The sequence below is a fragment of the Streptomyces sp. NPDC002853 genome (assembly GCF_053591915.1).
Map to the genome: position 1 here is coordinate 483,143 of NZ_JBSFUS010000005.1, position 15,182 is coordinate 498,324.

Sequence of the window (15,182 nt, forward strand, 5' to 3'; positions counted from 1 at the left end):
CGCGCAGCCTTCCGAAAGAGCGGTCGTGGTGGGTCAGTTGGAGAATCGGTGCGTGCCGGAGGCGGCGGCGAAGACGGCGCAGCCGTCCTCCATCCGCAGGAACTCCGCCGCGTCGTGCGACACCTGGGTGCGCTTGTCGGCGGGGATCCACACCTCCGCCGTGGTGTTGGCGGGCAGGGTGAGGGTGAGACGGAACCCTTCGTCGTCCGTCTTCCAGTGGGTGCTGACCGGGCCGTAGAGCGCGTCGAAGCTGCTTCGGGCCTCGGTCACGCCGCCGCCGGGCCGCGGACGGACGAGGATCTTGCGGAAGCCCGGGTCGGCCGGTGCGATGCCCGCGATGTTGGCGTACATCCACTCGCCCACCGAGCCGTAGGCGTAGTGGTTGAAGGAGTTCATGCCGGCGTCCTGGAAGCTTCCGTCCGGCTTGATGGAGTCCCAGCGCTCCCACATCGTCGTGGCGCCCTTGTCGATCTGGTAGCCCCAGCTGGGGAAGGACTTCTGGACGAGGAGGCGGTAGGCGACGTCCGTGTGACCGGTGGCCGTCAGGACGGGGAGCAGGCGCGGCGTGCCGAGGAAACCCGTCGAAAGGTGCCAGTCCTTGGACTTGATGAGCTCCACCAGGCGTGCGGCGGCCGGCGCCCGGTCGCTGTCGGTGAGCAGGTCCATGGACAGGGCGAGGACGTAGGCGGTCTGGGTGTCGCCCTTCACCCGCCCGCCGCCGGTCACGTACGCCGCGCGGAAGGCGTCGCGGACGCTCGCGAAGAGCTTCTTGTACGGGGCGGGGTCCTTGCCCAGTACTTCGGCCACCCGCGCCACGAGGTCGGCGCTGTGGGCGAAGTAGGCGGTGCCTATGACGTCCTTGGGGGTCTCGTCCTGGATGTTCAGCCAGTCTCCGTAACCCTCGGCGGGACGCAGATATCCGGAACTGTGCTTCTCCAGGTAGTCGAGCCACTTCAGCATCGAGGACCAGGACTGATCGAGGACGCGTGTGTCCCCGTAGGCCTGGTACAGCGCCCAGGGCACGGTCAGTCCCGCGTCGCCCCAGCCGGCGACGCCCTTGCCGACCGTGCCGACGAACGGGGCCACGTCGGGGAACGCGCCGTCCTCGGGCTGCCCGTCACGCAGGTCGTCGAGCCATTTGGTGAGGAAGCGCGCCGACTCCATCGTGTAGGCGGCGGTCGGCGCGAAGACGTTGATGTCGCCGGTCCAGCCGAGCCGCTCGTCGCGTGCGGGGGTGTCGGTCGGGATGGAGAGGAAGTTGCCGCGCTGGCCCCAGGTGATGTTGCCGTGCAACTGGTTGAGCATGGGGACGTTCGTCTCGAAGTCCATCGTGAAGGGCGCCGAGGTGTGGATGACGCGGCCGGTCACCGCGTCGAGCGGTGGCGTGCCCGGGTAGCCCGTCACCTCCACGTAGCGAAAGCCGTGGAAGGTGAACCGCGGCTCGTACGTCTCCTTGCCGCCGCCCTTGAGCGTGTAGGTGTCGGTGGCACGCGCGGACCGCAGATTGGCGGTGTAGATCGTGCCGTCGGGGTCGAGGACCTCCGCGTGCCGCAACCGGACCTTCGTACCGGCCTTCCCGGAGACCGTCAGCCGGACGGCGCCGACCATGTTCTGCCCGAGGTCGAAGACGAAGACGCCGGGCTTTGGCTCGCTCACCTTCTGGGCGGAGATCTCGCTCTCCACGCGCGTGTGCCCGTCGATCTGGGCCACGACGGCGGCTTTGACGTCGGCGACGGCATCGGCCGCGATCCAGTCGGAGTCGTCGAATCCGGCGCGCGTCCAGCCCGCCGTCTCCAGGCGGGCGTCGTAGTCCTCGCCCGAAAGCAGGTCGGCGGCGACGACCGGGCCCGTGGCGGCGCGCCAGTCGGTGCCGGACAGCACGCGGTCGGTCGAGCCGTCGGTGTACGTGACCTCCAACTGGCCCAGGAACGCCGGACGTTCGCCGTACTGATGCGGACCGAACATGCCGACGTTGCCCGCGTACCAGCCGACCGCCACCGTCACGCCGAGCGCGTTGGCGCCGGACTTGAGCTGCTTGGTGACGTCGTACGTCTGGTACTGGACCCGCTTGTCGTAGTCGGTCCAGCCGGGCGCCAGACGGTCGTCGCCGACGCGTTCGCCGTTCAGCCAGGCGTCGTACAGGCCGAGGGCCGTGGAGTACAGCCGGGCTCGGGCGACCTTCTTGCCCGGCCGCAGCCGGAACTCGTGGCGCAGCTGGGCGGCGGGGCAGTGGTTGGCGGCGACCTTCCCCCACGGGCCCGAACCCCAGGCCGCGGCGACCTTGGCCGCGGACCACGAGGTGTCGTCGTATCCCGTCGACTGCCAGTCGCCGGCGGGCTCCTTGTCGGTGGTCCTCCACGTGGCGTCGGTGGTGAGGGTGCGTACGCCGTCGGCGGTCGTCAGCTCCAGCACTCCGAGCAGACCGGCGGGCCCGGTGGTGGCGTTCGTGGCGGACACGGCGATGACCGTGGCGCCCGCGCGGAGCCGGCCGGTCACGTCAATGACCGTGGGGCGGCGCCAGTTGTCGGCGGCACTGTCCGCCTCGGTGTGCGCCACGCGCGTGCCGTCCACGTACGCGGTGTAGCCGTCGTCGGCGGTCATGACCAGCCGCGCGCGGGTCACCCCTTCGGGGACATCGACACGGCCGCGGAACCAGCGGGTGGCGGCCGGAGCGCTGGTTGCGGGGTCGCCCTCGGGGAACCAGATCCAGGAGGCGTCGTCCAGGGCGGGCGCGCCGACGAGCGAGGCGGGCGCGCCGATCCACCGCGCCGTCCAGTCCTTCGCCGCCACGAGCCCGGTCTCCCACCAGGAGGCCTCGCTCCAGTCGGAGACCTTGCCCGCGGTGTCCCAGACGCGGACCGACCAGTAGTAGCGCGTACGGGACTTGAGGTCGGGGCCCGCGTACGGGACCAGGACGGAGTCACCGGACGCGACCTTGCCGCTGTCCCAGACATCGGGCTCGGGCAGGCGGCCCGCGGCGGTGGCCACGCGCACCTGGTAGGCGCTCTGCGCCTGGCCCTCCTTGGCTGACGTCAGGGGCCAACTCAGCCTCGGTCGGGGCACGTCGAGACCGAGGGGGTGTCTCACGTACTCCACGGTCGGTCTGGTCACGCGCAAGGCCCGGCCTCCCGCGGAGGGGGCGGCATGGGCTGTTGGAACGGGCCCGGCGGCCATCGCTGTTCCCAGGGCGGCCGTGGCGGTGGTGCTGAGCAGTCGTCTTCTGCTGATCACAACTCGACTCCGTAACGACTCGACGATGAATCGTTTCACGAGAGGCGAAGCTAGGGAGCGCATCGCCTGCTGTCAAGAGCCCTGAGGCGTCAGCCCCTTGGCGCACCAAGTCGCGACAGGATTTTCAAGTCCTGCCCATTGACGCCGCAGTTGGCGCGGGTTTAGCTTCCTCGAAAATTGATTGAAACCTTTCACGCCAGGTGTCCGGTGGGTGACTCCCGATGACGCCCGACGCCTGAGCTCCCCATGCCAGAAGCCGCATGCCCTTCGTGACCGATCGGTGCTACCTATGAGAGAGCCCCCCGTCCTTGCCGTGCAGGGCCTCAGCAAGTCCTTCGGGGCCGTGCGCGCCCTCCATGACGTCTCCCTGGAGCTGTACGCCGGTGAGGCGCACGCCCTCGCGGGCGAGAACGGCGCAGGGAAATCCACCCTCATCAAGACCCTCGCCGGGGTCCACCGCCCGGACGCGGGAGAGCTGTCGCTCGACGGGTCCCCGGTTGTCTTCCACGGCCCGGGAGACGCCAGGGACGCGGGCGTGGCCGTCATCTACCAGGAGCCGACGCTCTTCCCCGACCTCTCCGTCGCGGAGAACATCTTCATGGGGCGCCACCCGCGCCGCTCGCTGGGCCGCGTCGATCACAAGGCCGTGCACGCCGCCGCCGACGCGCTCTTCAAGCGCCTGGCCGTGGACCTCGACCCCGAACAGCCCGCGCGCGGCCTGTCCATCGCCGACCAGCAGATCGTCGAGATCGCCAAGGCGCTCTCCTTCGACGCCCGTGTCCTGATCATGGACGAGCCGACCGCGGCGCTCACCGGCAGCGAAGTCGCCCGTCTCTTCGGAGTCGTCCGCACCCTGCGCGAACAGGGCGCCGCGGTGCTTTTCATCTCGCACCGCCTGGAGGAGATCTTCGAACTGTGCCAGCGCGTCACCACGCTGCGCGACGGCGGCCTGATCGCGAGCGAGCCGCTCGACGGCCTCACCGAGGACGACCTCGTGCGCCGCATGGTGGGCCGAGACCTCGACGAGCTCTACCCGAAGCAGGACACCCAGGTGGGCGACGTCGCCCTCAGCGTCCGCCGGCTGACCCGCGAGGGCGTCTTCACCGACGTCTCGTTCGACGTGCGGCGCGGCGAGATCGTCGGGCTCGCGGGCCTCGTCGGAGCCGGACGCAGCGAGGTCGCACGGGCCGTCTTCGGCGTCGACCGGTGGGACGCGGGCACGGTCGAGGTGCAGGGGAAGGCACTGCTCAACGGAGCCCCCAGCACCGCCATGGCGGCCGGGCTCGCGCTCGTCCCCGAGGACCGGCGCGCCCAGGGCCTGGTGATGGACATGTCGATCGAGCGCAACATCGGGCTCACCGGACTGCGTACGACGGTACGCGCGGGCCTCATGGACCGCGGCGCCGAACGCAGCCGCTCGCTCGACTGGGCGGTGCGCCTCCAGGTGAAGTACGCGCGCATCGCAGACGCCGTCGGCACCCTGTCCGGCGGCAACCAGCAGAAGGTCGTCCTCGCCAAGTGGCTCGCCACCCGGCCCCAGGTGCTGATCGTGGACGAACCGACCCGCGGCATCGACGTCGGCACCAAGGCCGAGGTGCACCGCCTGCTCTCCGAACTCGCCGCCGACGGGGTCGCCGTCCTGATGATCTCCTCCGACCTGCCCGAGATCCTCGGCATGGCCGACCGGGTCCTCGTCATGCACGAAGGCCGGCTCACGGCCGAGATCCCGCGCGCGCGGGCCACCGAGGAGTCCGTGATGGCGGCCGCCACCGGGAGGACGGCATGAGCGTGACCACCCAGAGCCCGGCCCCCGCCGTCGACCCGGAGAAGGCCGCGGGCACGCGCCTGGTCGACCGCGTCTTCAAGATGCGCGAACTCGCCATCCTGCTCGTCTTCCTGGTGATGATCGGCATCACCCAGGCCGGCAACAGCGAGTTCCTCTCCGAGCAGGGCATCAAGGACCTGCTCCTGAACGCGACCATCCTCGTCCTTGTCGCCACCGGCCAGGCCCTCGTCGTGATCACCCGAAACGTCGACCTGTCGGTCGGCTCGACGCTCGGGATCAGCGCCTTCGCCGCGGGCAACCACCTCCAGGGCGGCGGCGACTCGACGGTCGCGATCCTGCTCGCCGTCGCGCTCGGCGTCGGCTGCGGGCTGCTCAACGGGGCGCTCGTGAGCCTCGGACAGGTGCCCGCCCTCGTCGTCACACTCGGCACCCTCTACGTCATCCGGGGCATCGACTCCATCTGGGTCGGCTCCCGGCAGATCACCGCGTCCGACCTGCCGGACGGCTTCGTCGACTTCGGCTCCGGCGGGATCTCGGCGGTGCCCTACCTGGGCCTGATCGCGCTCGCCGTCCTGGTCGTGGTCGCGTACTACCTGCGGCACTTCGGCGGCGGACGCGAGCTCTACGCCCTCGGCTCCAACCCCGAGGCCGCCCGGCTCGCCGGCATCCCGGTGCGCAAGCGCATCCTCGCCGCCTACACCGCGTGCGGGGCGCTCGCCGGGCTCGCGGGCGCGCTCTACCTGGCCCGCTTCGGCAACGTCGACTCCGCCACCGGCAACGGCTACGAACTCACCGTCGTCAGCGCCGTCGTGGTCGGCGGCGTCGTCTTCACCGGCGGCTCGGGCAGCGTCTACGGAGCGGCGCTCGGCGCCCTGCTCCTGACGTCCATCAACAGTGTGCTTCCCGCGCTCGGCGTCAGCTCCGTGTGGGTGCTCGCCATCAACGGCGTGCTGCTCGTCCTGGCCATCGCCGTCGACCGCATCGTCGCCCTGCGCGTCGCCAAGGCCCTGAAGAAGAGGAACGCCCGCCATGGCTGACTCCAATCGGCTCAACGTCATGCGCGCCGTCCGCTGGGACACCGTTGTCGGCGCTCTCCTTGTCGTTCTGCTCCTGATGTCCTTCTCCTTTGTCGACGGTTTCGGCAACGCCCTCAACCTGTCGTTCCTCATCGGCAACACGCTGCCCATCGCGCTGATCGCGCTGCCGATGACGCTTCTCGTCGTCTCCGGAGAGATCGATCTGTCGGTGGCCTCGACGGCGGGGCTCTCCGGAGCAGTGATGGGCGCACTGTGGAACGCCGGCATGGCCATCGAGACGATCATTCCGCTGGTGCTCCTCATCGGAGTCCTCTGCGGCCTGGTCAACGGCCTCCTGGTGACCCGCCTCGGGCTGCCCTCGCTTGCCGTGACCATCGGCACCATGGCCGCCTATCGCGGCATCGCACAGATCGTCCTCGGCTCCGACGCGGTGACCGACTTCCCCTCGCAGTACCTGGACTTCGCGGCCGGACGCATCGGCGACACCTTCCTGCCGTACGCGTTCCTGCCCTTCCTCGCGCTGCTCGCGATCGCCGTCCTCGTCCTGCACGCCACGCCCTTCGGGCGCTCGCTCTTCGCGATCGGCGCCAACGAGGAGGCGGCGCGCTTCGCGGGTGTCCGCGTCAAGCGGCACAAGCTGTGGCTGTTCGTCGCCACGGGGCTCATGGCCTCCCTCACGGGGATCTTCTGGGCGCTGCACTACGCGAGCGCCCGCTACGACAACGCCACCGGCCTCGAACTGTCCGTCGTCGCCGCCGTCCTGCTCGGCGGCGTCGACTTCGACGGCGGCAAGGGAACACTCGGCGGGGCCATCGCCGGAGTGTTCCTGCTCGGCGCGCTGCAGAACGCGATGAGCCTGCTGAACGTCTCCGCCCAGTCGCAGATCGTCGTCACCGGAGTGCTGCTCGTGGTGTCCGTGCTCGGGCCGCGCGTGGCCCGCCAGATAGCCGTCGCCAGGGCGGGCCGCCGCGCCGCTGCCGCTCCCGCCCGCTGACCCCTCGTACCGTCCGCACGTCCGAAAGGGACCAACGATGCTCTCTCCCCGCCGATCCCCCCGCCGCTCCGCCCTCACCCGCGCCTGCGTGACCCTGGCAGCCGTCACCTCGCTCGCCCTCACCGCCACCGCCTGCGGAGGCACCACCAAGGAGTCCTCGAAGGACGACGACGCCGCCAAGGCCTCGAACGCCAAGGCCGACCCGAACGCGCCGACCAAGAAGGGCCTCACGGTCGCCTTCCTGCCCAAGCAGGTCAACAACCCGTACTTCACCGTCGCCGACAAGGGCGGCGAGAAGGCACTCAAGGACCTCGGCTCCTCGTACAAGGAGACGGGCCCCAACAGCGCCACCGACACCAGCGGGCAGGTCAGCTACGTCAACACGCTCACCCAGCAGCAGGTCGACGCCATGGCCGTCTCCGCGCAGGACCCCGGCGCCCTGTGCACCGCCCTCAAGCAGGCCATGAAGAACGACATCAAGGTCGTCACGTACGACTCCGACACCAACCCGGGGTGCCGTGACGTCTTCGTCTCGCAGTCCAGCGCCGAGGCGCTCGGCCGCACCCAGGTGGAACTGCTCGGCAAGCAGCTCGGCTACAAGGGCGACATCGCGATCCTCTCCGCCGCCCAGACCGCGACGAACCAGAACACCTGGATCCGCTACATGAAGGACGAGCTGAAGAAGCCCAAGTACAAGAACATGAAGCTGGTCAAGACCGCCTACGGCAACGACGACGCCCAGCAGTCCTTCCAGCAGACCCAGGGACTGCTCCAGGAGCACCCGAAGCTGGCCGGGATCATCTCGCCGACGACCGTCGGCATCAAGGCGGCCGCCCAGTACCTCTCGGGATCGAAGTACAAGGGCAAGGTGAAGCTCACCGGCCTGGGCACGCCCAACGACATGCGTCAGTACGTGAAGAACGGCACCGTCGAGGGCTTCGAGCTGTGGGACCCGGCCAAGCTCGGTGCGCTCGCCGCGCACACCGCCGTGGCCCTGAAGTCCGGCCAGATCACCGGCAAGAAGGGCGAGAAGTTCGAGGCCGGCGACCTCGGCAGCTTCACCATCGGTGACAAGGGAGTCGTCGATCTCGGCGAACCGACCGTTTTCGACAAGAAGAACATCGACCAGTACAAATTCTGAGGGGATCGCACGCGGCGGTGCACAATGCACCGCACGCGCAACGGAACAAGGGGACGCATGGTCGGCATCAAAGACGTGGCGAAGCACGCCGGCGTGTCGGTGGGCACCGTGTCGAACGTGATCAACCGTCCGGACGTCGTCTCCGAAGAGACGCGCCACCGGGTGCAGTCCGTGATCGACCGGCTCGGCTATGTACGCAGCGAGTCCGCGCGGCAGCTGCGGGCGGGCCAGAGCCGCATCATGGCCCTGCTCGTGCTCGACATGGGCAACCCCTTCTTCGTGGACGTCGCGCGTGGCGCCGAGCGGGCCGCGCGCGACGCGGGGCTGCGCGTCATGATGTGCAACAGCGGACAGAGCCCCTCCGAAGAGGCCGAATATCTGGCGCTCTTCGCCGAACAGCGGGTACGCGGCGTCCTGCTGACCCCGGCCGACGCGACGGGCCGCAACATCGAGGCCTTCCGCAGGCACGACATCCCCTTCGTCCTGGTCGACCGGGTCGCCGAGGGTGCCACCGAGTGCTCCGTCTCCGTGGACGATGTCCTGGGCGGTGCGCTCGCGGTGCGCCATCTCCTCGACACGGGGCACCGCAGCATCGCGTACGTGAGCGGTCCGCCCGGACTCAACCAGGTCAAGGACCGCAGAGAAGGGGCGCTGCAAGCCCTCGCCGAGGCCGGTCTGCCCGCCTCGGTGCTGCGGGAACTGCCCACCGAGCGCCTCGACGTGGCCGCCGGGCGTGACGCGGGGGCCCGCGTCCTCGGCCTCGCCGAACGGCCGACCGCCGTCTTCTGCGCCAACGACCTGCTCGCTCTCGGGGTCCTTCAGGCGATGTACGCGGCCGGGGTGAGCGTGCCCGAGGACATCGCCATCGTCGGCTACGACGACATCGAGTTCGCCGCCGCGGCCGTCGTCCCGCTCACCTCGGTGCGCCAGCCCGCCATCAAGATGGGCGCGATGGCCGCGGAACTCCTCCTGGAGGAGACCGAGTCGGACACCGACGCCGATGACCATGATCACCGGCGCGTGGTGCTCCAGCCGGAGCTCGTCGTACGGCGATCCAGCCTGACGCCCCGCTGAGTTGCGCACGCATTCCGCTGAGCGTGCCCACGCACTGACGCCCCGCCGACGACCCCCGCGGCGGGTGTGCTGAACTGGGGCGAAGCGTCCCGTTCCGCATCCGCCCAGGAGCTCCCTTGACCGCCACTGCGTCCTACCGTCAGCCCGGTGTGGTCCTCACCGACCACCGCTTCTCCGTGCCCCTGGACCACGACGACCCGGCGGGGGAGCGGATCGAGGTCTTCGCCCGCGAGGCCGTGGCGAGCGCGCACGGGGACCGCGGGGCCGGCCTGCCGTGGCTGGTGTATCTGCAGGGCGGCCCGGGATTCGGGGCCAACCGGTTCGTGGGCAAGGAGGCGTGGCTCGGCAGGGCCCTGCAGGACTACCGGGTGCTGCTCCTCGACCAGCGCGGCACCGGCAGCTCCACGCCGGCGACGCGCCAGACGCTTCCGCTGCGCGGCGGACCCCGCGAACAGGCCGACTACCTGACGCACTTCCGCGCCGACTCGATCGTCCGCGACTGCGAGCTGATCCGGCGCGAGCTGACCGGCGGCGCCCCCTGGACCGTCCTCGGCCAGAGCTTCGGCGGTTTCTGCGCCACCCACTACCTGTCGGCGGCCCCCGAAGGACTGCACACCGCCCTCATCACCGGCGGCCTGCCCGCACTCGACGGCCACGCGGACGACGTCTACCGCGCCGCCTACCCGCGCATGGAGCGCAAGACCCGCGCCCACTACGCCCGCTACCCACAGGACATCGAGCGCGCCCGCCGCATCGCCGCTCACCTCGCCGAGCACGAGCCGGTGCTCGACGGCGGCTACCGGCTCACCGTCGAGGCGTTCCAGTCCCTCGGCATGCTGCTCGGCATGGGCGACGGCAGCCACCGCCTGCACTACCTCCTCGAAGACGCCTTCGTGCGGACCCCGGCGGGGCACACGCTCTCCGACGCCTTCCAGGAAGCCGTACAGACCGCCCTCTCGCACCGTGGACACCCGCTCTTCGCCCTCCTGCACGAGACCATCTACGGTCAGGGCGAGCGCCCCACCGACTGGTCGGCCGAGCGGACGCGCGGCGAGTTCCCGCAGTTCGACCCCGGCAAGGCGCTCGCCGGGGACGCGCCGCTCCTCTTCACCGGGGAAGCCGTCCAGCGCTGGCAGTTCGACTGCGACCCGGCCCTGAGGCCGCTGCGGGAGACCGCCGACCTCCTTGCCGCGCGCACCGGTTGGGCGCCGCTGTACGACACGGCGCGCCTGGCCGCGAACGAGGTGCCGGCCGCCGCCGCGATCTATCACGACGACCTGTACGTCGACACCGGCCACTCACTGCGCACCGCCCGTTCCATCCGCGGCCTGCGCACCTGGGTCACCGACGAGTACGAGCACGACGGGCTCCGGGTGGGTTCGCCGCGTGTCCTGGACCGTCTCCTCGCCCTTGTGAGGGGCGAGGCCTGAGCCCTTCGCGAAGGGGCCCGCGAAGCTAGGCTGCGGGCATGACAGAGCCGTTGAACGAGAACGACCAGCTCACGCCCATGCCCGAGGACTGGCAGCGGGCCCTCGCCGTGGTCGCCCACCCGGACGACCTGGAGTACGGCTGCGCGGCCGCGATCGCCGGATGGACGGACGGCGGGCGCGAGGTCGCCTACCTCCTGGCCAGCCGCGGCGAGGCGGGCATCGACACCCTTGACCCCGCCACGTGCGGCCCGCTGCGCGAGCGCGAGCAGCGGGCGAGCGCGGCCGTCGTCGGCGTGTCGAGCGTGGAGTTCCTCGACCACAGGGACGGCGTGATCGAGTACGGGCTTGCGCTCCGCCGCGACATCGCCGCCGCGGTCCGCAGGCACCGGCCCGAGCTCGTGATCACGCTCAACCACCGTGACACGTGGGGCGGCGTCGCCTGGAACACCCCGGACCACGTCGCCGTCGGCCGCGCCACCCTGGACGCCGTGGCCGACGCGGGCAACCGCTGGATCTTCCCCGAGCTGATCGAGGAGGACGCGCTCGAGCCGTGGAACGGCGTGCGCTGGGTGGCCGTCGCCGGTTCCTCCTCGCCCACGCACGCCGTGGACGCCACGGCAGGGCTCGAACGCTCGGTGCGCTCGCTCCTCGAACACCGCACGTACATCGAGGGGTTGACCCAGGAGGACCCCGAGAAGTACTGCCGGGAGTTCCTGACCGGCAACGCACAGGGCGTGGCCCCGCGCTTCGGCGGGAAGCCCGCGGTGTCCTTCGAGGTCTTCAGCTGCTGACGAGGTCTTCAGGCGCTGGGCCCCCGCCACTAGGCTGACGACCCGTCACTTCACTGACGGGCCGTCAGAAACTAGGCAGGAGCTGGTGCTGGATGATCGACACCATCGGCACGGACATCCCGGAGGGTGAGGAGCGGCTGCGCCTCGACATCGAGGACGGTCTGGGCATCCTCACCCTCTGCCACCCGAGGAAGCTCAACGCGTGGAGCTGGGAGTCCACGCGGCAGTTGGGCATCTTCGCCGACCGGATCCGTTTCGACGACTCGATCAGGGCGGTGCTGCTGCGGGCGGAGGGGCGGGCGTTCTGTGCCGGGATCGACGTCACGGCGGTCAACGGCGGTGCGATACAAGGGCGTTCGGGTTCCGAGCGCACGCGCAACTACTACGAGGGCCTGCGCTGGGTTCATGAACGCTTCCGCACGTTCGCGCGCCTCCCGCAGCCGGTCGTCGCCGCCGTGCAGGGATACTGCCTCGGTTTCGGCTTCGAGCTCGCGCTGATGGCGGACGTGCGGATCGCTTCCGATGACGCGGTGTTCGCGCTGCCCGAGGCGCAGATCGGCGTCGCGGTGGACGCGGGCGGCGATCTGCGCATCGCGCGCGACGCAGGTGCGGGCTGGGCCAAGCTGCTCTCACTCACCGGCCGCCGCATCGACGCGGCCACGGCGGAGCGGTTGCGCCTGCTCCAACTCGTCACCCCGGCAGATGCGTTGACCAAGACCTCCCGCGAAGTCGCCGCGGAGATCGCGGCGAACGCCCCGCTGGCCGTCCAGGGCATCAAGCGGGGTATCGACGCGTACGCGGACGCGGGGATGGACGCGGCTCTCGACCGGGTCGCGATGAACGCGGCGATCACGCTGACGTCCGAGGACTCGCGTGCCGGGTACGCGGCGAAGGGGGAGCGGAGGGCGGCTGCGTTCGAGGGAAAGTAGGGCGGCGCGGCCCGCTACCCCCCGAAGGGCCCTCGCCCCATCTGTTTGCGCACCGTCACCACCTCCGGGCTCACCAGGCCCCTGCGCTGCCAGTTCGCGCCGTCGACCACCAGGGTGTGGCCGGTGATGAAGCGTGCGTAGGGGGAGGTCAGGAAGGTCGCCGCCCAGCCCAGTTCGCGCGGGGCGCCGACGCGCAGGGCGGGCTGGCGGGTGGCCTCGTCCTTGACCCGGTCGAGGTTGCCCCTGATGTCCGCGGTCATGTCCTCGTGCGGCATCAAGCCCGGGACCAGGCCGTTGACCTGGATCCCGTACGGGCCCCATTCCACCGCCAGGCTCTCGACGAGGCTCTTCACGCCCGCCTTGGCCGCCGCGCTGTGCGCGAAGCCGGGGCCGCCCGTCCACGCGTACGACGCCCCGATGCTGATGACGGAACCGGGCGTGCTCGCCGCGAGGTGGCGGCGGCCGAACTCGCGTGTCATGAAGAACGTCCCGGTCAGCGTGATGTCGACGACCGCGCGCCAGGCGTTCGGCGACATGTCCTCGGCGGGCACGGGGAAGTTCGCCGCCGCGTTGTTGACCAGGACGTCCGGCAGGCCGTGGGCCGACTGCGCCGCGTCGAACACCTCGGCGACACGCTCGGGGTCCCGGATGTCGCACGGCACGGCCGTAACCCGGCCGCCGAGGCCCGCGAGTTCGTCCCGGGCCGCCTTCAGCCGCTCCTCCTTGCGGCCGGCTATCACCAGGTCCGCCCCGAGCCGCGCGAACTCCGTGGCGATGGCTTTGCCGAGGCCCGTCCCGCCGCCGGTCACGAGGACGACCGTCCCGTCGTACGTTCCCTGGGGCAGGGCGCTCGACCCCGGCGGGGCGGGGGCGGGCAGACCGGGCAGTGCGCTGCCCGGCCCATCGGATGCCACGGCCTCGTCGTCGTCCATGCGCGCGTCCCTTCCGTTGCGTCGTGTCCGTCGTGCGCGCATCGATACCGCCTCCGGGGTGAAACCTCCATGCCCGTAAGGGAATCGGGCGGGCGACTAGGGGGTCAGGCCGTGCACGCGGTTGCCGCCCACCGAGGCGGCCACCTGAGCTTCCGCCTCAGGTGTGAAGATGCCCGCCCGCCGCCGGGCCGCCGTCGCGTCGATGTCCCCCATGACGAGTTCGGCGTTGATCGTCACCCCGGCCCGGTAGCCCGCACTCGCCGCGTTGACCACCTGCTCCATGGGGCTCGCGGCGTTGCCGACCGCCCAGATGCCCGGGACGCTCGTGCGGCCCGTCTCGTCCACCGCCGGAAACGGCCCGAGCGGGGTGTCCCTCACCTCGGCGCCCAGTGCCCCGATGAGGCCGTCACGGGGCACCGTCTTCGTGGCGACGAACAGCACCGAGCGGGGGACCACCCGGCCGTCGGCGAGCCGCACGCCCGCCAGCCGGTCGTCCGCCACCTCCAGGCCCGCCACCTCGCCCTCCACCACCGAGACCCCGGCGGCCGCGAGACGCTCCCACTCGGTGTCCGGCAGCTCCGCCACGGTGTGCAGGAACAGCGTCACATCCTTGGACCACTGCGTGACCAGCAGCGCCTGGTGGGTGCCCGTCACCGGCGACGCGATCACGCCGAAGGGCTGGTCCCGCACTTCGTAGCCGTGGCAGTACGGGCAGTGCAGCACGTCATTGCCCCAGCGCTCGGCGACGCCGGGAATGTCCGGCAGTTCGTCCACCAAGCCCGTGGCCAGGACGACGCGGCGAGCGTGCGCGGAACCGCCGCCCGTGAGACCGACCTCGAACTCCCCGGCACCGTCGGGCCGTACGGCCGTCACCCGGTCGTGGGCGAACTCCACGCCGTACGCCTCGACCTCTTTCCGCCCCAGGGCGAGGAACTCGGCGGGCGGCATGCCGTCCCGCGACAGATAGCCCTGCATGTGTGCGGCGGGCGCGTTGCGCGGCTCGCCCGCGTCCACGATCAGTACGCGGCGCCGTGCCCGGCCGAGGACGAGCCCCGCGCTGAGCCCCGCCGTGCCGCCGCCGATGACGACCACGTCGTACGCGTTCTTGTTGTTGCTGTTCATGGTGACCACCTCCACGGAGACCGTCGCACCAAGGATGCGGGATTGACAATCAAGTTTGCCGATACTGCAATAGACGCATGGGAGAGAACCGAGAAGAGAACAAAGAAGAGAACACCGACGACGGCGCGGACCTGGACGGTGTCCTTGCCGAGGTCGGCCCCCGCCTGCGCAGAATCCGCAAGGAGCGCGGCGCGACGCTCGCGGGCCTCGCCGACGCCACCGGAATCTCCGTGAGCACCCTTTCCCGCCTGGAGTCCGGCCGGCGCAAGCCCAGCCTCGAACTCCTGCTCCCCATCGCCCGCGCCCACCAGGTCCCCCTGGACGAGCTGGTCGGCGCCCCGCCCGTGGGCGATCCCCGCGTGCGGTCCAAGCCGATCGTGCGGCACGGGCGCACCATGTTCCCGTTGACCAGGCAGCCCGGCGGCCTCCAGGCGTACAAGATCGTCGAGCCCGTCCGCTCCGTTCAGCCCGATCTGCAGACCCACGAGGGATATGAGTGGCTGTACGTCCTGTCCGGGCGGCTGCGGGTCGTGCTCGCCGATCATGACGTGATCCTCACGGCGGGCGAGGCCGCGGAGTTCGACACCCGGCTTCCGCACTGGTTCGGGTCCACGGGGGAGGGGCCCGCGGAATTCCTCAGCCTGTTCGGGCCCCAGGGCGAGCGGATGCACGTACGGGCGCGGCCCTCCCGGCAGAAGCCCGAAACGGACTGACG

At 70.7% G+C, this 15,182-nt stretch carries 12 protein-coding genes; 9 read left to right on the plus strand and 3 right to left on the minus strand.

Translation table 11 applies throughout. The annotated features are described in order from the left end of the window. Positions 1 to 33: 33 nt before the first annotated feature. Positions 34 to 3,231, minus strand: coding sequence for an alpha-L-rhamnosidase (locus ACWD02_RS16800; protein WP_451210532.1), 3,198 nt, complete (start codon positions 3,229 to 3,231; stop codon positions 34 to 36). 289 nt (positions 3,232 to 3,520) lie between these two features. Between ACWD02_RS16800 and ACWD02_RS16805 the strand changes: the two genes are divergently transcribed. The 8 genes from ACWD02_RS16805 to ACWD02_RS16840 all read left to right on the plus strand — a co-directional run bounded on the left by ACWD02_RS16805 (position 3,521) and on the right by ACWD02_RS16840 (position 12,413). After that, on the plus strand, positions 3,521 to 5,017 hold the full coding sequence (locus tag ACWD02_RS16805) for a sugar ABC transporter ATP-binding protein (RefSeq protein WP_451210535.1): 1,497 nt from the start codon (positions 3,521 to 3,523) through the stop codon (positions 5,015 to 5,017). Beyond that, complete coding sequence (locus tag ACWD02_RS16810) at positions 5,014 to 6,054, plus strand: ABC transporter permease (RefSeq protein WP_451210538.1); 1,041 nt, start codon at positions 5,014 to 5,016, stop codon at positions 6,052 to 6,054. Before ACWD02_RS16805 ends, ACWD02_RS16810 begins: the two co-directional genes overlap by 4 nt. After that, positions 6,047 to 7,048 carry an ABC transporter permease gene (locus ACWD02_RS16815; protein WP_451210540.1) on the plus strand — a complete coding sequence of 334 codons (1,002 nt, stop codon included), beginning with the start codon at positions 6,047 to 6,049 and terminating at the stop codon, positions 7,046 to 7,048. Before ACWD02_RS16810 ends, ACWD02_RS16815 begins: the two co-directional genes overlap by 8 nt. Positions 7,049 to 7,085: 37 nt before the next feature. Continuing rightward, entirely contained in the window at positions 7,086 to 8,189 is a 1,104-nt protein-coding gene (gene rhaS / locus ACWD02_RS16820; protein ID WP_451210543.1) for a rhamnose ABC transporter substrate-binding protein, read from the plus strand. A gap of 57 nt (positions 8,190 to 8,246) precedes the next feature. Beyond that, the gene (locus ACWD02_RS16825; protein ID WP_451210545.1) at positions 8,247 to 9,263 is read left to right on the plus strand and encodes a LacI family DNA-binding transcriptional regulator; all 1,017 of its coding nucleotides are present in this window, start codon (positions 8,247 to 8,249) and stop codon (positions 9,261 to 9,263) included. A 116-nt stretch (positions 9,264 to 9,379) separates the two neighbouring features. Further along, positions 9,380 to 10,693 carry an alpha/beta fold hydrolase gene (locus ACWD02_RS16830; RefSeq protein WP_451210548.1) on the plus strand — a complete coding sequence of 438 codons (1,314 nt, stop codon included), beginning with the start codon at positions 9,380 to 9,382 and terminating at the stop codon, positions 10,691 to 10,693. Positions 10,694 to 10,731: 38 nt separating this feature from the next. Continuing rightward, positions 10,732 to 11,484: a PIG-L deacetylase family protein gene (locus ACWD02_RS16835; protein ID WP_451210551.1), complete on the plus strand. Its 753-nt coding sequence runs from the start codon at positions 10,732 to 10,734 to the stop codon at positions 11,482 to 11,484. 92 nt (positions 11,485 to 11,576) lie between these two features. Next, complete coding sequence (locus ACWD02_RS16840; RefSeq protein ID WP_451210554.1) at positions 11,577 to 12,413, plus strand: enoyl-CoA hydratase/isomerase family protein; 837 nt, start codon at positions 11,577 to 11,579, stop codon at positions 12,411 to 12,413. Between the two features lie 14 nt (positions 12,414 to 12,427). Here ACWD02_RS16840 and ACWD02_RS16845 read toward each other — a convergent pair whose 3' ends face one another. Beyond that, positions 12,428 to 13,345 carry an SDR family oxidoreductase gene (locus ACWD02_RS16845; protein WP_451210557.1) on the minus strand — a complete coding sequence of 306 codons (918 nt, stop codon included), beginning with the start codon at positions 13,343 to 13,345 and terminating at the stop codon, positions 12,428 to 12,430. Positions 13,346 to 13,441: 96 nt separating this feature from the next. Further along, positions 13,442 to 14,467: an NAD(P)/FAD-dependent oxidoreductase gene (locus ACWD02_RS16850; protein WP_451210559.1), complete on the minus strand. Its 1,026-nt coding sequence runs from the start codon at positions 14,465 to 14,467 to the stop codon at positions 13,442 to 13,444. Between the two features lie 77 nt (positions 14,468 to 14,544). Between ACWD02_RS16850 and ACWD02_RS16855 the strand changes: the two genes are divergently transcribed. Then, positions 14,545 to 15,180 (plus strand): helix-turn-helix domain-containing protein, encoded by a 636-nt coding sequence (locus tag ACWD02_RS16855; RefSeq protein WP_451210561.1) that lies wholly within the window; start codon positions 14,545 to 14,547, stop codon positions 15,178 to 15,180. Positions 15,181 to 15,182: the final 2 nt, after the last annotated feature.